Origin of the sequence: Limimaricola sp. G21655-S1, assembly GCF_027213785.1 — a bacterium.
In the GTDB taxonomy this organism is placed as follows: Bacteria; Pseudomonadota; Alphaproteobacteria; order Rhodobacterales; family Rhodobacteraceae; genus Limimaricola.
The window spans coordinates 1-16,890 of sequence record NZ_JAPWGO010000033.1 but is presented as its reverse complement, the minus strand read 5'-3'; the positions used below and the strand labels follow the sequence as shown (position 1 = coordinate 16,890).

Genomic DNA, 16,890 nt, shown 5'->3' with positions numbered 1-16,890 from the left:
CGCAGCAGATGTCGCGATCCGTCACGATGCCCATCGGCTCGCCCGCGTCGTTGAGCACCGGAAGCGCCCCGATGGAGCGTTCGGCCATCAGCTTCGCGGCTTCCTGGATGGTGGTGTTCCCGCCGCAACAGACGGGATTGCTGGTCATGATGTCCTGAACTTGCATGTTTCGCTCCTCTGTTGAGTGCGGGATGAAAACGAGCAGCCCCATTGCCGCGTTCCCGCTTCGCGCGCGCCTCGGCAGCGATCCGCAAGGTGACGGTTTCGTGAGCGAATTTCCCCTTCGCCCGGTAGACAGGCGGCGCGTCCGTTCTTAGATCGGTGCCATGCGCCTCTGGGTTCGCCTTGCCACGTTCTGCCTGTCGCTGACCCTTCTGGTCGGCGTGCTGGTGCATGACGTTGCCGGCGCCCGAATGTCGATCGACATGGCGGCGTCCAGCACCGTGGAACAGCAGGACGATCTCTGCCCAGCCTGTGCGCCGGATGCGGGCGAACAGGTGGTTTGCGACCTCGACTGCACCGCGCCGCTGCTGTCCCCGGAGACGTCCATGGCAGCGCTGCCGCAGGCTCTCGCCGCGACCGCTCGTGATTGGCCCGCGGACGCGGCGGTTCGAACACGCCAGCCGGGCTTCGACCCCGCGCCACCACGAGTCACCATCCTGAGCTGACCGGCCGCACCGCGCAGGTGACGGCCCGGTTTCGTCATGCCCGCCCGATCTCGGCAGGCGGACGCTGAACCGACCTTCTCCTTCTCGGGATATTCTCCATGACCACTCATTTCGCACGTGCGCTGTCGCGCCGTCGCGTCCTGTCCTCCGGCCTCGCCGCGATGGGCATGACGATGCTCGCCCCGGGCCTCGCCCGCTCAGCCCCCCGGAGCGCCCCTCCGGACGCCGTCACCGCCCTGGCTTTCGACAGAACTGCCCTCCTTGCCGCCACGCCGGACGGCCTACTGCGCCACGAGGGCGATGCGTGGACCCGGCTCGACGCTCCGGCGGGCCTCTCCGCCATCGCCACGCATCCCGACCGCCCGGGCACGATCCTCGCCGGATGGCGCGACGGCGCCCTGCGTCGCAGCGATGACGGCGGCCAAAGCTGGGCACAGGCCGATGCCGGGCTGCCCGGCGCGGCAATCCTTTCGGTCGCTGTGGCCGCGCAGGCGCCCGACACCATCTATGCCGCTCTCGAAGGCGACGGGCTCTGGCGCAGCGAGGATGGCGGCGAGACGTGGGCCTTCGTGATGGACCGCCCCTATCTCGGCGGCGAGGAGCATGACGTGCTCAGCCTCGTCTCCGTGGCGCACGAGACCGGCATGGGTGGCATCTGGCTCTATGCCGGGACGCGGGCCGGCCTGACGCGGGTGCCGGACTGCTTCTGCCGCTGGCAGGACGTGGTCGCAGGCGACGCGCTGGACGCGCTCGTGGCAGGCGACACGCCCGTCACCGCCGCTTCGCTGCCCGAAGGCGAGGCCGTCGAGATCCTCGCCCTTGCCCCCGACGCACCACAGCGCCTTCTCGCAGCGCTGCCCTCCGGGCTGTGGCTGTCGATGGATGCGGGGGTGAACTGGGAGCAGAGCGCCTCCGACCCCATCAGCGCCGTCGCCGTCGACCCCGCCGATCCGCTCCATGTGATCTCCGCCGATGCCGCCGGCCTGCGCGTCTCGTGCGACGGCGGCACCACCTGGTCCCCTTTCGATCTTTCCAAGGATAGCTGACATGAACCGCAAGCTTCTCACCGGCACCGCTCTCGCGCTGGCCGCCGTCTCTGCCATCGGCATCGCAACCTTTACCACCGCCGAAACCGACAGCGCGGCGGTCACGCCCGCCGAGACCACCGTCCCCGCCGACCGGCAGATGACGATCTGGCGCGACCCGGGCTGCGGCTGTTGCGACGCCTATGCCGACTACATGGAGGAGAACGGCTACCATGTGACGCGGATCGACGACCGCGACTTCGACAAGCGCTCGATCGAGGCCGGGGTGCCCGAGCAGGGTCTTGGCTGCCATCTCGCGCAGGTCGATGGCTACTATGTCAGCGGGTTGGTCCCGGCCGAAATCGTGGCGCGGCTGACCACCGAGCGCCCCGAGATCACCGGCATCACCCTGCCCGGCATGCCGATGAACGCCCCTGGCATGGGCGGCAAGAGTGGCACGCTCAAGACCTACGCCTTCGCCGGCGACGAAGTGACGGTGTTCTCCGATGAATGAGTGCATGGAGGCCATGATGTCGATGATGAACGGACCGATGATGGGCGCCATGATGGCCGGGGGCGGGCTCGTCATGCTGCTGGTGCTGACGCTGCTCGTTCTGAGCCTGATGGCGCTGGTCAAGTTCCTCAGGAGCGCGCGATGAGACGCGGGCTGGCCATCGGCCTCGCCTCGGGCCTGATTGGCGCCGCCGCGATCGCGGCGGTGGCCCAAGGGCTGATGAAGGAGGACCCGCAGGGCGCGGCACCGGCGGAGATCGCGGGGCTCGCCATCCTCGGAGAGCCTGTCACGCGGGACATGGTCGAACAGGGCGGCGCGATCTATGCCGAGAGCTGCGCCGTCTGCCATGGCGCGAAGCTCGAGGGCCAGCCCGACTGGCGCCGTCGGACCGAGGACGGGCGCATGCCCGCCCCGCCGCATGACGACAGTGGTCATACCTGGCACCACGCCGACCGCGATCTCTTTACCATCACCAAGCATGGTGTCGGTGCGGTGGTGCCCGGCTACGAGAGCGACATGCCGGCCTTCGCGGGCCTGCTGAGCGACGACGAGATCAAGGCGGTTCTGGCCTACATCAAGACCAGCTGGTCCGAGCGCGAGCGCGGCTTTCAGGCAGAGGTCTCGGCCGGGGCCGAGGGCAAGCCATGAGCACGGCGGAACAGGCCCCGCGCAGGCGATCCCGAGGCCGGGCCTTGGTGCTGCTCCCAGCGGCGCTGTTCGCAGCGCTCGCGGCGGCTTTCTACTGGGGCCTGATGAACTCCGACGACCGACTGCCCTCGGCCCTGATCGGTCGCGCGGTGCCCGAATTCGACCTGCCGCCGATCGACGGGCGCGATGACGGCCTGTCCTCGTCCGATTTGCAAGGCGAGGTGTCGATCGTCAACGTCTGGGCCTCGTGGTGCGTGCCCTGCCGGGTCGAGATGCCGCTTCTGGTCGAGCTGGCCGCCCAGGGCACGGTTCCGATCCACGGCATCAACTACAAGGATGCGCCGGACGCGGCGCTCGCCTTCCTCGACGAGACGGGCGACCCCTATAGCCGCATCGGTGCCGACCGCTCGGGACGCACCTCGATCGACTGGGGTGTCTACGGGCTGCCGGAAACCTTCGTCATCGATGAGCAGGGGCGGATCGCCTACAAGCATGTCGGTCCCTTCGACCGCCGCTCGCTCGAGCAGGACATCCTGCCGGTCGTGCGACGGCTCCAGTCGGAGGGCGAGGCATGAGCGAGCTGTCGAGATCCGCCACCGTGACCGCCCCTGCCCGCCGTTTCCCGGCGTTCGGACGGCGTGGCTGGATGGTGCTGGCCTTCGCCCTCATCGGCACCGGCATGATCCTGAACTGGGGCTGGCTCACCGCCATCGGCGCCGCGCCCCTGATCCTGAGTTTGGCCCCCTGCGCCGTCATGTGCGCGTTGGGGCTTTGCATGCGTGGGGGCTCGTCCGCCTGCGCCAACAAGAGCGATCCGACACCCAAGCCGGACGTTTCGACCGACTGAAACCCATTCCGAAAGGACTCAACATGAAGACCACCACCAAGCTCGGCGGCGCCGTCGCCCTCTTCCTGCTCGCGCTCGCCCCCTTGGCCCACGCCCAGGAGACCGCCCCGGCGGAAACCCAGGAGACGACGAAGGAAGGCGGCCACATGATGGGCGGCGACATGGCCGGCATGCACGGCATGGAAGGCATGGAAGGCATGGAAGGCATGGAAGGCATGGAAAACATGATGCCCATGATGATGAAGCACATGCAGGCCTGCATGGAGATGATGGAAACGATGAACACCCACATGCAGGAACATCACGACGAGGCCGATCAGGGCTGAACGAAGGCCCGCCCGGGCCCATGCCCGGGCGGGCCAACCGGAAAGACAGACAGATGCCCAATTCCCACAGCTTTTACCGACGGCTGCGCTTTCTCCTCTGGAGCGGAGCCGCCGTCTTCGCCCTGACCATCGCGGGACTTTTCGTCCTGCGCGGTCCCTCCGCCCCCGTGGAGGTTGCCTACAGCGGCGAGGCCGACATCCGCTCCGACTTCGAGCTGGTCGACCACACCGGGCGCCCGGTGACGGAGGCCGATTACGCCGGTCGCTGGCAGCTCGTGTTCTTCGGCTTCACCAACTGCCCCGATGTCTGCCCAACCACGCTGGCCTACATGGCCACCGCGCTCGATCTTCTGGGCGAGGACGCAGGCCGGGTCGCACCGCTTTTCATCACGGTGGACCCCGAGCGCGACACGCCCGAGGTCATGGCCGACTACGTTGCGAACTTTCACCCCGACCTTGTCGGGCTGACCGGCAGCAATGATCAGGTCACGGCGGCCGCCCATGCCTTCAAGGTCTATCACGAGCAGCTGCCGGATGCGGAGGCCGCCGACGGATACCGCATGGCGCATGCCGGGCACATCTACCTGATGCGGCCCGACGGCCGCTTCGAGGCCGTCTTCCTGGAAGGCGACCAGCCCCCCGAGGACCTGGCCCGGGAGATCGAGATGCGCATCGAGACGGAGGGGCGAAGCTGATGCGGCGGCTCGCTCTCACCGCCATGACCATGGCCCTGCTCGGTATCCCGGCACTGGCCGATCACCCGGGCGAACGGCTCGACGAAGTTACTGCCCTGAAGGAGCCCGCATTCGAGGCGATCTCCGGCCCCGCGCCTGATCTGGACCTCATCGGCGCGGATGGTCAGCCGCTCGATCTCGCGGACCTCGTGGGACAGGTCGTGGCCGTGCACGTTCGCTCGAGCCCCTGCCTCGAGCCCTGCCGGGCGCAGCATGATCGGCTTGCGCAGACGGTGGCGTCGCTCAATGCGAGCCCGATGCGCGAGATGGTCCGCTTCATCACGATCGCCGAGGAACCGGACGGTATCGACACCGTCGACGCCGGGAACTGGTCGGTCGCGGCACCAAATGGTGCGCTCGAAGACCTCGAGGCAGAGCTCGCCTCCCGATCCGCACGAAATGGAGACAACCCAATGATTCACCTCTTCGACCGGGAGGGGCGGCATGTCGCCATCTTCCATGGCGCCGGCTTCGCACCGCTCAACCTTCTCATGCATATCAATGGCCTCACCAACGCGCATCCGCATCCCGAGCCCGAGGGCCTGCTCGACCGGGCAAGGGGGTGGTTCCGATGACCGCGGCCGCGCCTGCGCCTTCGCTCACCGCCACCCGTCCGGACTGGCTGAAGGTCCTGCGGCGCTACTTCCTGTTCTCCCTCATTGGCCATCTGCTGTGGGAGATCGCACATATCCCGCTCTACACGATCTGGATCGAAGGCACGGTAGGCGAGATCGCCTTCGCGATCCTGCATTGCACGGGTGGCGATCTCTTCATCGCCTTCAGCACGCTGCTCCTGGCGCTCTTCGCCCTGGGATCGGGGGATTGGCCCCGTCGAAGCTGGGCTCCGGTGCTGCTCGCCGCGGTGGTGATGGGCGTCGGCTACACCATCTTCAGCGAATGGCTGAACATCACCGTGCGCGAGGCCTGGGCCTACCGGGACATCATGCCGGTGATCCCGGTCATCGATGCGGGCCTGACCCCGTTCCTGCAATGGCTCGTCGTGCCCGTGGCCGCCTATCTCGGCGCCACGTCCCGGCTGTCCTGGCGGGGGATCACCCGTGGCTGACATCCAATCGCTCGGCCTTCTCGCCGCGCTGCTGGCCGGCACCGTCTCCTTCCTGTCGTCCTGCGTCCTGCTGCTGGTGCCCGGCTATGTCTCCTACATCGCGGGACGAACGGCACCGGGCAGCACGCAGGGCCGAGCCGCGACGATCGGGCTGAGCCTCTGCTTCGTGCTCAGCTTTTCGACGATCTTCATCGCCCTTGGAGCGTCGGCCACGGCGCTCGGACACCGCGACAGCCGAAATTCAGATCCGCATTGCCATCATGAACTGCGTCTCGGCCCTTAGTGCGGCCGAGATCGAAGCCGTCCGCTGAAGAACAGCGGGAAAGGGGGCAGTCATACTCAAAGCTGCTTTGCGCAACATCGCCCTCTTAAACCCTGCGATTCAAAGTATTTTTCACTCTTCTGCGTCAGTTCGCTTCAGACTTTCGCCTTCAGATCTCAAGTCTACGCTCGTGAATGGTTGGATTGCAGGCCACCATTCCTCATTGAGAACGGCCGCGACCTCAAGCACAGGTCCCAGTTTTCGGCGCTTGTAGAGATCGGTCGTGGGGCTCCCGAACTCGAAGAGCTGCCTCCTGGTCCTGGATGAGATTTCGAAATGCCCCATTACGGCCGAGATTGCCGCATCACTCACCCGCTCGTCGAGCCAGTCAGCGTAGGTTCGGCGGATTGAATACCAGTTCACGTTCCCTTGGTCAGTGGGCTCAAGGAGCTTCCGCTTCACTTGGTCGGGCGTCCTACTTTTCTTCGCCCTGGCTACCAGTCGCTGGATGATCTGCGTCCAGTTTCGCGCTCCCTTTGACAGCGGAGTGCGGGTGTTTTGGATGAGGTAGCCGTCACCATGTGTAGCAATCAGTCGCGAGAGAATGCGCTCCATCGGGCCCGTCACTGGGACGATAGGCGTCTGCTTCCGCCGATTGGTCTCCACGAAGCCCTCTCCGAGGAGGTCGATCACGCCGAGGTCGAGACGAACCTTCTTGCCCGTTATGTCGGCCACGGCACCGATCCGTCCTCCGCAGCCAATGTCGAGCAGGAGGAGCTCGAGGATGTGCGGGCGCCGACACGCCTCGATGAGCAAGCCCGTCTCTTCGAAGGTGATGTAGCGCCCTTTCGGATCGCGGTCATCAGGAGCGGTAATTCCTTTAACGAACGGGGTCATGGGAGGGTTGTGCGTCGTCAAGCCATCGCTCTTTGCCAGCGCACACGCTTCTGCCGCGCTACCGATGATGTCTGCAATTGTGTTCGGATGGAGGCGCGGCTTGCCGTTCGAGGCGAGAGTTTTGAGCTTCGACTTCGTATTGTCAGGACGGATTTTGCTCTCCTCCATACCCTTAACCAAGGCGCGAAGTGCCGGGCCCATCTTCGACATCCTGATATTCCACAGGTGAGGAATGAAGTAGAGGTCGCGTCGGTTCTCGAGGAGCCTGAATCTTTGAGGAGAAAGCCTCTTTCTTTTGTCCTGCTCGAAGCCGAGCCAGATTTCTCCAAACGTCGGGTCGTCGCCGCTATCCGGCCGGATCGCCTCGGAGCGATCAACAATTGTCTTCATTCGCTCACGGGTAAGCTTCCTCGCCTGCTCCAGTGTCGTCGCTTGTAGGCGCTCAGACACGGTCTTCTTGCCGTGAGAATCCCACCATCTGAGATATAGCGCGCCCCGGTTCTCGGCGATCGTAAATCTTCCAATTTTTTCAATCTTCTTCATGCTTCACTTATCTCATGAATTTTGGGTGGGAAAGCAGGTGCGCAGCCGTAAAGAAATTCGACGATGTCCTGCTGTTGTGCTCTGGATGCTCTGTACTTCGGCGCAGGAAGTGGCGGCGGAGCTTTCGTTGCTGCGGTACGTCTCGCTGCGAGGTAGTCTTTGAGGTCGGAGAGCTGGTAGCGGATACCACCGTCGCGGATGAACGAAATTTGCTCGTCACGCCGGCGGCGCTGAAGCGTTTTCACGCTACACCGCAGATACTCCGCGGCCTCGGCTTCGGTCATGACTTCGTTCATGACGAGGACATCCGACCGCTTCCTGAGACACAGGAGAAGATTCGGGTCACGATAGCGTGATACAACTATTGATTGTCGAAGTATCGTGTGTGCGTTTGAGGTGGCGCTGCGGATCGCTCCCCCCCTCAGGTAGCTCGATACCACCCAAGGGAGAGACGCTCTGATGTATCGGCTTCAACCACGGTCGAATTTACCACCGCAAAATGGGCCCTCTCGGCGTGGTTAGACATGCCTATTCCACGGGTGTGCAAGTGCGATGACCATGTCTGAAGAGGTCGGTTACCTCTCCTTCGGAGCCCAGTTCCTCATCAGGCGCCAGCGCAATTACACCTCCATAGTGGGCCTCAAGGCGTCGATATTCGATGTTCTGCGCGATCCGGATGTCCTGTGGTGGATTCATGTTCGAAGTGCAACTTCTGTATAGAAACAGATGGTTACATGGAGAGCAATCGATGGGCACCTGCTACGCACATTTGGATCTCGAAGAGCGTTAGAAACTCACGCGGCGGCGCGAGTTAAAATTGCCGATGAAAGAGATCGCACTGCGGCTCGGCCGCGCGCCCTCCTCGCTTTACCCGAAGATGCGGCGCAATCGCTTCGTGGATGATGAGATACCCCATCTGAGCGGTTACTACGGTATGACCGCGCAACGGGCTTACGAGAAGCGCCGTGCCATCCATCGCAAGTTGGTCCGATACCCCGTCGTGAAGGCTGCGGTGATCGACCGTCTCAAGGCCGGATGGTCGCCTGAGCAAATTGCGGGTCGAATGAAGCTCGAGGGCCATGCCACGTCCGTCAGCCACGAGCCCATATACCGTTACGCCTATTCCGGAGATGGCCGATCCGAGGCGCTCTATCGACATTTGCCGAAGCACCTCCGCCGTCGCAGACCGCGTGGTACGCGACGCCACCATGGCCGCAGATTCAGCAGCGAACACAGCTTTTCGCTGCGGCCCGTGGAGGTCTCCGAGCGCGAGCAGTTCGGCCTTTGGGAATGTGACCTGGTGATGTTTCGTAAAGAGTTCGGCAAGGCGAACGTGACCTCTCTGGTCGAACACGTCAGCCGCTTCACCGTCTTGGCGAAGAACGCCGACCGGACCTCCAAGCCGGTCATGGAGACCCTGATCTCTGGCCTGAAGGCCCTGCCCCGACCCGCCCGCCGCTCCATCACCTTCGACCGCGGCACCGAGTTCACCGCCTGGGCGCATCTCAAGCCGGTCTCGGGGTGGCTCCATGGTTTTGCGACATGCAATCGCCGTGGCAGAAGGGCACAGTCGAAAACACCAACAACCGCATCCGAAAATACCTTCTTCGCAAGACCGACCCCACGGCGATCACAGATCGATATCTGGCTTCGATCTGCGATCGCCTCAACGCCACGCCCCGGAAGTACCTGGGCTACCGAACCCCGGCCGAAGTCTTCCGGGAAAAGCTAATGGAGGCGATGCAGTCAGGTGAGTAAGCTGAAACTGCGGAAATTGCGCTTCAGCGTGAGCCCACATGTAGATTGAGCTGCATGCAATCGTTCAGAGGTGAACTCAATTGGGGTCTTTCCCAAGGTTCTCGGCTGCGAAATGGCGGATCGATGCCGCGGTCCCGCAGGGTACTACATCTCCCGGTGAACGCTGGAAGCGTCCTTTTCCGGGCTCACGGCGTCTTCTCCTGCGGTGGCTCGTCGTGCGCCGCCGGCAAAACCAGCCGGCGGCGCCTATTTTCAGGGGGAGACCTAAGTGTCGAACAGCTCATTAGTGATCGCATAAGCCCGAGCGGCGTCGAGAGCGCCGCCGATCCCGGATGCGAGGTCTACGAGTTCGTGGAGTACGACGTAGAATGCGTCAGCGCGCTGCGAGGGCACGGGAAGACGATATCCGCAATCTGGATCGTGCTCATGGCCGCACCATTCGTAGGTAGTTTCGTCGCGTGCCAATCGGTCCAGAAAGACGGTGAAGGACTCGAGGTCGCGCAGGAAAGCTTCACTGATGATCGTCCCTGCTGCAATGCACTTCGAAATCTCTATAGCAAAGCTGCGTTGAGACGGGTCGAGAAGCGCGATGATCTTCTCGTCGAGGCATTTGCGAACCAGTCGCGCTTGGCCGAGAGCCTCGGCTACGAGTTCCGCTATCGTGTCCATCATACGCCCCCCTTGATTGCCGTCTCGGCGTAAACGCGCATGGCCGTGAGACCTCGCTCGAGAGCTTCCGCGCAGAGCTGTAAGTCAGTGGCGAGAGGGTCGTCCGGATGCAGCACGAGAAAATGGCCCATCCGGACGCAATCTGTACCTTCCGCACGCTCGAATGTCAGAAGCCGTTGCAGATCCGTCAACTCGGCAGCGAGTTCTTCGGGTTCTGCCCCAAATGCGATTGCGTCGACCACCTCAGCGGCTTGGTTCCCCCAGAAATCGCCGCCCGAGTGCTGAGCTGCTGAAATCAGACGGTCAGCGTCGCCTCGGAGCCAGCGAATGAACCCCTGGCGGAGTTGCTCTGCCTGAAGCGCGGCAGAAAAGTGTTTGTCGTAGTCCATTGTGGGTCTCCTTCGAGATCCGGGCAGGTGCGCCCGGTCAAGCTCGGACCGCGCTTCCGGCCCGGTATCAATTCCGCATCAACCTCCTTTTTTCCCGTTGCGCTCGTGGCCGTCTTGATCGCGCCCTCCAACAAGGGGCGCCGATCAAGGCAGCCACGGCAGCCAACCTCGTCCACGATTTCTGGGTGGTGCACTTGCCGTCGTGTTGAGACGGCGGTGTGGGTCCTCGGCTGTGGACGTCCTACCCCGGGCGAGATGCGATGCTGCCCTGATCGACAATCACGGGACGCCCAAGCTCAGCCCCGCCTGACTACAAAAGTCGCTTAGTCTCAGGATGTTTCCGCCGTATCCCCCACCTCGGTAGGGCGCGATTTACCGCTGCATCTGGTGACTCGTCGTTGCGGCAATTTCTTTCGCGAAACTGTCGGCGTGGTGTCTGCATGCAGCGCAGCTGCTGTCCTTTCAGTCGCAGCACCAAGTCGCCGCGAGGCGACAATCTGCCCGGCTCTTTGGGTGTAGACAGGCGTAATAGCATCCCCTCGGTGGTTCAGGATGATGCTCGCTAAAGCCGCTTCATCTGGCACCGAGGCGACGATGAAATTGCCGACGGAATGCCGGATCGCGTGCGGCGTGACCCGAACCTTGAACACCGGTTCGGTGAAGTCCCCGAGGCATTTCGAAAGTTGAGCCCCCTTGATCGGACCGCCGCGATCGCCAATGAAGAGTCTGGTTTCTCCCGGGGCCATGACGACTGCGCGATGCAGGCGCAAGTAGCGACCGATCGCGTCGATCACAGTTGCGCTGAAAGCGCGTCGATCGGCATGGCTTTCCTTGGTGCTCGCCGCATCAAGGAAAAGACCGGCAAGATCCTCCAAGAGGTTGCTCCGGAGTTCGATCTCGGCACAGCTATTGATCCTAATTGGCGCTTCGGCGAGCAGAATCATTGTCAGCGCGGTTCGCGCTTTCGTATGCGCGGCGACCAGCTCTCTTCGATTGCGCGCAGCAGCGTGGAGAACGTCGGCCCTGTCGAACAATTGCTGTCCAGCAGCTCTCAGTTCAGCAGCGTCGATGGCACGCGAGGCGTTTCGCGAGCCGTGGTATTTGGCGAGCTTCTTCAGGCGATCTCGCGTCGTCTTCAGCCATGCCCAGGACCTGTCCGGCCAGACAGCCCGTGCCAAGCCTGAGAGCGCTTCCATGTCGACGGCAACGCCGCCTATGCGTCGCTTGCCACTCTCGACGCGGGACTGGTCCTCCCGGAGCTTGGAGCGCACACTCGTCGGTGTGAGGTCGACCGCGAAATTCCGTGCCCGGCAGTAGTCGAAATGCAGTGCGGCAGCTTCGATACGCCGTTTGATCGTGTTCGGCGACCAAGCTTGGACCAGGATGCCATCACCGAGCCCGGCCTCGTCGACATGAAGAAGCGGTTCAGCCGCAGCGCGCCAATCTTCCGGAAACCTTGCCAAGTTGCGCGCGATGGCCTCACGCAGTTGGCCGCGGATATCCGGCCGTTTTTTCCGTCGGTTGTCTTCTGCGTAAAGTGACGCGGCCGTGGCCGGGAAAACGATGGCCAACGCCTGGCGCACATCATTGCGGACCTGCCGCGATAGCCCTTGTGTGCGCTCCGACCATGCCTCGCGAGAAACGTCCCGCGGATCGGCGCCGAGATCGTCTGAGATCCGCAGCCAGCGCCCCAAGCCGCGTCCGAGTCGCGATCGCTGGGCCACCGATAGCGGGTGGCGTTCGAAGCCGGTCCGCAGATCGTCCGGCCAAGATACTGGCGGCAGAGTAAGCTTATGCCTTGGCATCTCAAATTTCCTTCCCGGTCTGCGGATCGACGAACTTGAATGACATGGTCGCGAGTACCTGACGCGCTTGCCGCTCGAGCAGGTGGATGTAGCGACGCTGAGCGACGATCTTGCAGACCTCGGCGTAGTAAGACTGGGTCGTTCTGAGGCGCTTGTGGCCGAGGATCTCCTTGACCAGCGACATCGCGGAGGGGTCTTGGTCGAGGATGATTTTCCCAGCGAGGTGGCGCATCACGTGAAGGCAGAGATCCAGTCCGCAGTGCTTCATCATGTGCTTCTTGAAGCTGGTATTGAGCTTGGACTTAGTGATGTAGCCGCGGCCAAGCGCGTAGCCTCCATCCTCAATTTTCTGCCCATCGGCACCGGGGAAAAGGTGAGGATTGTCGGGGGAGGCCTTCGCCTGCCTCTGTGCAACCGGAAGAAAATGCTTGATGTAGTATTTCAGCATTCGGACGGTTTCCCGATCGATCCGAACATGGATTTCCTTTCCGGTTTTTCCCTCGTGCGCCGGGATGATCAGCGTGCCTTCTCCGTCGCCTTCGGGCAGAATTATGTGGCGATCGTCGCCCTCGTAACGGTAGCGCGCGTGGTTCGTACGTCGGACTGGCGCCACGTATTGCCCTATCCGTGCCATGAGCGCGGAGCGAGCGAGGGCCACGTGGGAGGCCTGCGGCTTGCGGCCTCGAGTGATTGGAGCGCATGCGAGCGTCCATAGGACGGAAGGCCCCTCGAACCACCGCTTCAGCCGGGTGGTGTCGGCGAATTGGGCCAGCATGTTGGCGTGACGCGTGCCGATGCGCCGCTCGGCGTAGACGCGCTTGAAGCTACCATCGGCAGACCGCTTCATCCCGATCACGCCCGGGTCGAGCTGTCGCTTCAGTTCTTCAACTTCCTCCAACCGAGCAGGGGCAACGGCCAGAGCACGCCCGACCGAACAGAGCGCCTCGACCAATGTGTGCTCATAACGACCTTTTACCTTGGGGTCGAAAACGAGCCCTTTCGCCTCGTCGCGCTGTCGACGAGCCCGCCGGGTCGACGCTACCAAAGCCGCTACGACTGGCTTGCAGAACAGTTCCCCAAGGACCTCCGGCTTCGGCTGAACTCGCGGGTCCGCTTTGGCAGCATGCCAGGCACGCTTGACTGCGTCCCGCCAATTCTTGTGGGTGCCGGGTTCCAAGATTGGTGCAGCGCTTGTCTCACTGTTCGATACCGGGTCCCCGAACACAATGCCGAGTTCGGCATACTCCGGGTCGGCATCGGGCACGAGATCACCCCAATCGCCGGGGTTGCGCACAGAAACGGCTGTCTCGAGATAGGCGTCGACTGGCGCGCGGATGCTCGAGGGAACACTTTGCCAGGTGACACTCTCCTGCCGATGCACGGGGGCCGCCGGTAGCGGCAGATACGGACACACAAGCCCGACGTCGACCGCGTCGTTCCAGCGGCGGAGAGCCGCGCGCAACTTCTCGACGTAGGTCGGCGCATGCGTTGCAAGTTCCATGGCGACGAACGCCTCGACGAGCGGCTCATCTATCTCCGTAGGCCGCATACCTTGTCGCGCACAGAACCCGGCAAGGCGCCGCAGGATCGCGGCGGCGCTTTTTTCATGGTCCTTCAACTGGCGCTCGAGGATCGCCAAAATCTCCCTCCACTGCGCCGGCAGGGTATCAATGGAGGTCTCTCGCATCCCTGTGCTGAGAGGATCGACGAACCGCACGACTTTTCGGATGAGAGTCCGCTTGTTGTCGAGGCTCTTCAGGCTCGCAACGCCGAATGTCTCAGGTGTCGCCCCCCGCAGGAGCGGCTCGATCACACCGGCCGTTGCCGGGACGTCGTCGAGGGTCCCGCCTTCTGATGCTGCCAGAGCATTGAGCGCTGCACTGGCACGCTTTGCTTCGTCAGCGCCGAGGCGGAAACTGGCGGCAGTTGCCGCATCTGTTAGGGTAGGAATACGGGCTCGGAGACGCAACGCCAGCCAGCGGGTTGGCAGATCATTCCAGTAGCGCAGGGCGCGCCGCACATCGCTCACCACCTGGGTCCAACGCGAGCCCACTTCCGCCTTCAGCTGGACCTCAGGCGCCGCGATCAACTGCCGAACACGAACTACCGACAACTCACCATCATCATTCGAGGCGGAACAGAACGTGGCAAGGCTCATCAGGGTCGCGTTCCGGGTGGACCCCTTCATGTTTGAAAGCCAAAGGCACCGGCGCAGGTCCGCGGTATCGCCCTGCTCGATAGCAATGTCGCCGAACCCGAAAGTTTCATGTTTCATGGATTGATCCGTTTTTCCTGTATGTGCCGTCGTCAGGTTTGAAGTTCCCGACGCGTTCCAAAAGACGTCGCTGGGAACTCCGAACCTGACGACGGGGGCAGTCATCGGAAGCCGTCTTCGGCCATCGTGCGACACGGGCCGACATCCACCGCCACGGGGGGAAATGGGGTGGTCTGCACGCCGACGCCGTGCAGACCACCCTCACTCCCCAGAAGTCGTAACCATCTGATTTTCAATGTTTATATTTTCGGCCTCGGAAAGGCGGCAATAATTTCGCCAATTTTCCAACATCGCATCGGCAATTCCCTGGAATTCCCAGATATGGAGAGCAGTCACCATCCATCGTCCAGAAGCTTTCGATCCACGGAGGCGCTCCTCGTTGAGGTAGCGGAGCACTTGTCGTTCAGAGCGGCCCAAGACGACGCCAGCCCCGGCAACGTTGAAGGTTTCGTCAGGCGCGGTAATCATGTTCGCGCCCCACATTGAGCACTGCGCTTGATCTCGACCGGTGACCAGCGCAGCGAGCCGCCGACGCGGACGGATGCCAGTTCACCTGTCGCAGTTCGTGTTCGAACGTCAGCCGGTGAGCAGCCAAGCTCCAAGGCAACCTCGTGCACGGTGAGAAGGGCTTGGGGATTGTTGACGTCGAAGCAACGTTGCAGGTCGGCCGACATCCCGTCGAACGGGATCGCCAGCGTCGATCCGATGCGGATCGCATTGAGGCCCCCCTTGTCGATTAACCGGCTAATTGTTCTCGGTGAGACCGCCAGAAGACGCGCGACCTCGCTCAGCGCGAGAGGTCGTATGGCTCTGTTTTTCATTGTATTTTCCTAAGACTTGTTGGCTTCAACTTGGACTTAGGGAAAAGCCGACCAGCCCCAAAAATATCATGGAAAAAATACTTTGTTTCGCCCGGGCGGACATACGGACATCCCCTGAAGGGGGAATGTCCGTATGTCCGCCCGGGCGATTCCTGATCAACTGAACTTTTTTCTTGGCTCGGTTTTCCGACGCCAGCGGGGCGGACCTATTTCCGGGCTGTCCGCAAGACGGACAGTTTCACGAGCAGCCTAAAAGGACGCCTATCTTGCAAGATTCCTCCCCTACCCCCGCAGCCCCTATCGATTTCGATGACCTCTACCAGGACGCCCGAGTTCACATCCCCAACCTCGCCTGGAATTACGCCGCGAAAGGATGGTTTCGGCGCGGCGAGACGTCCGTCCTCTTCGGCCCATCCAACTGCGGCAAATCCGCCTTGGTGTGCCATCTCGGAAACTGCATTGTCACCGGGGCGCCCTTCTTCGGGGCGCGGGTGCGCCAAGGCGTAGTCGTGCATGTCGGAGCCGAAGCTCCGGAGTCAGTGCTCGACCGAATGCAGGCATTCAGCCTGAACGATGGTCCTGAAGCGCTTCCCTATATCGTGCGCATGCGGCCTGTAACTCTCTCTGCGCCAGACGAAGTCGGCAAGTTCGTCACTGAGCTCGAGCGGCTGCGCCACAACCTCGGACAGCCGATCATACTAATCGTTTTCGATACGTTGGCACGTTCCATTGGCACGGCAGACGAGAATTGCGCCGGCGCCATGACAGGCATCGCCGACACCGCTGGACACATTGCGCGTCAACTCGATGCTCATGTCATGTTGGTTCACCATACCGGTAAGGACGCCAAACAGGGTGGTCGTGGCAGCTCTGCGCTGCGGGGTGCAGTTGATACTGAGATTTCGCTTTGGCCGACAACGGGGACGGTCGTGCGTGTTGCCCATGAAAAGCAACGCACTATGCGGAAAGGAGAGGCGCGCTTCTTTGAGACCCAGAGTTTTGTGCTGGGTCAGGATGAGGATGGCGATGATCGTACCACCGTCATGGCCGTCGACGGCTCCAAGCCTCCGGAAAACGAGAATGCGGACAACCGTGGCGCTGCGTCGAAGTATGACACGGCGGTCCTGACCGCGCTCCACATCCGCCGCCTTAGGGGCGCCCGCGGCAGTGACCCCTTTAAGCCTCGCGATATACTCGAGAGCGTTCCGCCGGAGCTCTTTGGACCGATGTCGGACGAAAACCGCATGACCACAATCCGTCGCGTACTTACCCGCCTCTCCGAGCAGAAGTGCCCCGTGGTCGAAAGGTTCGGCCAAGATTGGCGCCTGTCAACAGAGGCAGCCCCAGCATGACCTTAGAGCCGAAATTTTTTCGGGTCGACGACGATCGACCAATCTTCTCCGCAGTCGCAACCATCAGGCCGGGTTTGTCAAACTCGGTTAGACAAACCGAAAGCCAAACCCTTCATGACAAAGTCTAAGCAAAACAAGAGCAATACTGGTGGTCGCCCACTCAGCTACGACCCGAGCCTCGTACATGAGATCATCTCCGCAGGCCTCGCCAGCGTGATGACCGACAACCAAGTTGTCCGGCATCGACAACCAAGATGGCCGCTGTCTCCAGCCGGAGGGCGGGCGTAGCCC

At 62.6% G+C, this 16,890-nt stretch carries 21 protein-coding genes and 2 pseudogenes; 14 read left to right on the top strand and 9 right to left on the bottom strand.

Going from position 1 to position 16,890, the window contains the following annotated elements:
• Positions 1–211 (bottom strand): CBS domain-containing protein (locus O4G76_RS18770; protein ID WP_269398737.1); only part of this gene is annotated, 211 nt, incomplete at its 3' end.
• Between the two features lie 115 nt (positions 212–326).
• Here O4G76_RS18770 and O4G76_RS18765 point away from each other — a divergent pair.
• From O4G76_RS18765 to O4G76_RS18710, 12 genes and pseudogenes are all read left to right on the top strand, one after another.
• Complete coding sequence (locus O4G76_RS18765) at positions 327–668, top strand: hypothetical protein (protein WP_253331570.1); 342 nt, start codon at positions 327–329, stop codon at positions 666–668.
• 98 nt (positions 669–766) lie between these two features.
• On the top strand, positions 767–1,714 hold the full coding sequence (locus O4G76_RS18760; protein WP_253331569.1) for an exo-alpha-sialidase: 948 nt from the start codon (positions 767–769) through the stop codon (positions 1,712–1,714).
• A 1-nt stretch (position 1,715) separates the two neighbouring features.
• Positions 1,716–2,207 (top strand): DUF411 domain-containing protein, encoded by a 492-nt coding sequence (locus tag O4G76_RS18755; RefSeq protein ID WP_253331568.1) that lies wholly within the window; start codon positions 1,716–1,718, stop codon positions 2,205–2,207.
• 16 nt (positions 2,208–2,223) lie between these two features.
• Entirely contained in the window at positions 2,224–2,352 is a 129-nt protein-coding gene (locus O4G76_RS18750) for a hypothetical protein (RefSeq protein ID WP_269398736.1), read from the top strand.
• Entirely contained in the window at positions 2,349–2,855 is a 507-nt protein-coding gene (locus O4G76_RS18745; protein WP_269398735.1) for a cytochrome c, read from the top strand. Before O4G76_RS18750 ends, O4G76_RS18745 begins: the two co-directional genes overlap by 4 nt.
• Before the next feature lie 47 nt (positions 2,856–2,902).
• Complete coding sequence (locus tag O4G76_RS18740; RefSeq protein ID WP_370363002.1) at positions 2,903–3,430, top strand: DsbE family thiol:disulfide interchange protein; 528 nt, start codon at positions 2,903–2,905, stop codon at positions 3,428–3,430.
• Positions 3,427–3,702 carry a hypothetical protein gene (locus O4G76_RS18735; protein ID WP_253331564.1) on the top strand — a complete coding sequence of 92 codons (276 nt, stop codon included), beginning with the start codon at positions 3,427–3,429 and terminating at the stop codon, positions 3,700–3,702. Before O4G76_RS18740 ends, O4G76_RS18735 begins: the two co-directional genes overlap by 4 nt.
• A gap of 23 nt (positions 3,703–3,725) precedes the next feature.
• Positions 3,726–4,028, top strand: a complete 303-nt coding sequence (locus O4G76_RS18730; RefSeq protein ID WP_269398734.1) for a hypothetical protein — start codon at positions 3,726–3,728, stop codon at positions 4,026–4,028.
• Positions 4,029–4,081: 53 nt separating this feature from the next.
• Complete coding sequence (locus O4G76_RS18725; RefSeq protein ID WP_253331560.1) at positions 4,082–4,723, top strand: SCO family protein; 642 nt, start codon at positions 4,082–4,084, stop codon at positions 4,721–4,723.
• Positions 4,723–5,337, top strand: a complete 615-nt coding sequence (locus tag O4G76_RS18720; RefSeq protein ID WP_269398733.1) for a hypothetical protein — start codon at positions 4,723–4,725, stop codon at positions 5,335–5,337. Before O4G76_RS18725 ends, O4G76_RS18720 begins: the two co-directional genes overlap by 1 nt.
• On the top strand, positions 5,334–5,828 hold the full coding sequence (locus tag O4G76_RS18715; protein WP_269398732.1) for a hypothetical protein: 495 nt from the start codon (positions 5,334–5,336) through the stop codon (positions 5,826–5,828). The genes O4G76_RS18720 and O4G76_RS18715 overlap by 4 nt, the downstream gene beginning before the upstream one ends.
• A pseudogene (locus O4G76_RS18710) lies at positions 5,821–6,051 on the top strand (cytochrome c biogenesis protein CcdA); the annotation flags it as partial. The gene O4G76_RS18715 and the pseudogene O4G76_RS18710, both read left to right, overlap by 8 nt.
• 171 nt (positions 6,052–6,222) lie before the next feature.
• On the opposite strand, the gene O4G76_RS18705 reads toward O4G76_RS18710, so the two are convergent.
• Together O4G76_RS18705 and O4G76_RS18700 are read right to left on the bottom strand one after the other, a co-directional pair.
• Positions 6,223–7,530 (bottom strand): hypothetical protein, encoded by a 1,308-nt coding sequence (locus O4G76_RS18705; RefSeq protein WP_269398731.1) that lies wholly within the window; start codon positions 7,528–7,530, stop codon positions 6,223–6,225.
• Positions 7,527–7,814: a helix-turn-helix domain-containing protein gene (locus tag O4G76_RS18700; RefSeq protein ID WP_269398730.1), complete on the bottom strand. Its 288-nt coding sequence runs from the start codon at positions 7,812–7,814 to the stop codon at positions 7,527–7,529. The genes O4G76_RS18705 and O4G76_RS18700 overlap by 4 nt, the downstream gene beginning before the upstream one ends.
• A 464-nt stretch (positions 7,815–8,278) precedes the next feature.
• On the opposite strand from O4G76_RS18700, the pseudogene O4G76_RS18695 reads away from it, so the two are divergent.
• Positions 8,279–9,288, top strand: a pseudogene (locus tag O4G76_RS18695) (IS30 family transposase).
• Between the two features lie 264 nt (positions 9,289–9,552).
• Here O4G76_RS18695 and O4G76_RS18690 read toward each other — a convergent pair.
• The 6 genes from O4G76_RS18690 to O4G76_RS18665 all read right to left on the bottom strand — a co-directional run bounded on the left by O4G76_RS18690 (position 9,553) and on the right by O4G76_RS18665 (position 15,247).
• Positions 9,553–9,957: a hypothetical protein gene (locus tag O4G76_RS18690; RefSeq protein ID WP_269398729.1), complete on the bottom strand. Its 405-nt coding sequence runs from the start codon at positions 9,955–9,957 to the stop codon at positions 9,553–9,555.
• Positions 9,957–10,346, bottom strand: a complete 390-nt coding sequence (locus tag O4G76_RS18685) for a hypothetical protein (protein ID WP_269398728.1) — start codon at positions 10,344–10,346, stop codon at positions 9,957–9,959. The genes O4G76_RS18690 and O4G76_RS18685 overlap by 1 nt, the downstream gene beginning before the upstream one ends.
• A gap of 329 nt (positions 10,347–10,675) precedes the next feature.
• Positions 10,676–12,040 (bottom strand): tyrosine-type recombinase/integrase, encoded by a 1,365-nt coding sequence (locus O4G76_RS18680; protein WP_269398727.1) that lies wholly within the window; start codon positions 12,038–12,040, stop codon positions 10,676–10,678.
• 112 nt (positions 12,041–12,152) lie between these two features.
• A complete protein-coding gene (locus O4G76_RS18675) occupies positions 12,153–14,426 on the bottom strand; it encodes a site-specific integrase (protein WP_269398726.1) in 2,274 nt (757 codons plus the stop codon).
• A gap of 201 nt (positions 14,427–14,627) precedes the next feature.
• The gene (locus tag O4G76_RS18670) at positions 14,628–14,894 is read right to left on the bottom strand and encodes a hypothetical protein (protein ID WP_269398725.1); all 267 of its coding nucleotides are present in this window, start codon (positions 14,892–14,894) and stop codon (positions 14,628–14,630) included.
• On the bottom strand, positions 14,891–15,247 hold the full coding sequence (locus tag O4G76_RS18665; RefSeq protein ID WP_269398724.1) for a helix-turn-helix domain-containing protein: 357 nt from the start codon (positions 15,245–15,247) through the stop codon (positions 14,891–14,893). The genes O4G76_RS18670 and O4G76_RS18665 overlap by 4 nt, the downstream gene beginning before the upstream one ends.
• Before the next feature lie 266 nt (positions 15,248–15,513).
• On the opposite strand from O4G76_RS18665, the gene O4G76_RS18660 reads away from it, so the two are divergent.
• On the top strand, positions 15,514–16,599 hold the full coding sequence (locus O4G76_RS18660) for an AAA family ATPase (RefSeq protein WP_269398723.1): 1,086 nt from the start codon (positions 15,514–15,516) through the stop codon (positions 16,597–16,599).
• The last annotated feature ends 291 nt before the right edge of the window (positions 16,600–16,890 follow it).

What these genes read in the sequence shown, in the direction of transcription:
- O4G76_RS18765 (WP_253331570.1), top strand. Translation starts at nt 327, where the DNA reads ATGCGCCTCTGGGTTCGCCTTGCCACGTTCTGCCTGTCGCTGACCCTT.
- O4G76_RS18735 (WP_253331564.1), top strand. Translation starts at nt 3,427, where the DNA reads ATGAGCGAGCTGTCGAGATCCGCCACCGTGACCGCCCCTGCCCGCCGT.
- O4G76_RS18665 (WP_269398724.1), bottom strand. Translation starts at nt 15,247, where the DNA reads ATGAAAAACAGAGCCATACGACCTCTCGCGCTGAGCGAGGTCGCGCGT.
- O4G76_RS18685 (WP_269398728.1), bottom strand. Translation starts at nt 10,346, where the DNA reads ATGGACTACGACAAACACTTTTCTGCCGCGCTTCAGGCAGAGCAACTC.
- O4G76_RS18705 (WP_269398731.1), bottom strand. Translation starts at nt 7,530, where the DNA reads ATGAAGAAGATTGAAAAAATTGGAAGATTTACGATCGCCGAGAACCGG.
- O4G76_RS18715 (WP_269398732.1), top strand. Translation starts at nt 5,334, where the DNA reads ATGACCGCGGCCGCGCCTGCGCCTTCGCTCACCGCCACCCGTCCGGAC.
- O4G76_RS18760 (WP_253331569.1), top strand. Translation starts at nt 767, where the DNA reads ATGACCACTCATTTCGCACGTGCGCTGTCGCGCCGTCGCGTCCTGTCC.
- O4G76_RS18670 (WP_269398725.1), bottom strand. Translation starts at nt 14,894, where the DNA reads ATGATTACCGCGCCTGACGAAACCTTCAACGTTGCCGGGGCTGGCGTC.
- O4G76_RS18730 (WP_269398734.1), top strand. Translation starts at nt 3,726, where the DNA reads ATGAAGACCACCACCAAGCTCGGCGGCGCCGTCGCCCTCTTCCTGCTC.
- O4G76_RS18745 (WP_269398735.1), top strand. Translation starts at nt 2,349, where the DNA reads ATGAGACGCGGGCTGGCCATCGGCCTCGCCTCGGGCCTGATTGGCGCC.
- O4G76_RS18700 (WP_269398730.1), bottom strand. Translation starts at nt 7,814, where the DNA reads ATGACCGAAGCCGAGGCCGCGGAGTATCTGCGGTGTAGCGTGAAAACG.
- O4G76_RS18675 (WP_269398726.1), bottom strand. Translation starts at nt 14,426, where the DNA reads ATGAAACATGAAACTTTCGGGTTCGGCGACATTGCTATCGAGCAGGGC.
- O4G76_RS18750 (WP_269398736.1), top strand. Translation starts at nt 2,224, where the DNA reads ATGTCGATGATGAACGGACCGATGATGGGCGCCATGATGGCCGGGGGC.
- O4G76_RS18720 (WP_269398733.1), top strand. Translation starts at nt 4,723, where the DNA reads ATGCGGCGGCTCGCTCTCACCGCCATGACCATGGCCCTGCTCGGTATC.
- O4G76_RS18690 (WP_269398729.1), bottom strand. Translation starts at nt 9,957, where the DNA reads ATGGACACGATAGCGGAACTCGTAGCCGAGGCTCTCGGCCAAGCGCGA.
- O4G76_RS18755 (WP_253331568.1), top strand. Translation starts at nt 1,716, where the DNA reads ATGAACCGCAAGCTTCTCACCGGCACCGCTCTCGCGCTGGCCGCCGTC.
- O4G76_RS18725 (WP_253331560.1), top strand. Translation starts at nt 4,082, where the DNA reads ATGCCCAATTCCCACAGCTTTTACCGACGGCTGCGCTTTCTCCTCTGG.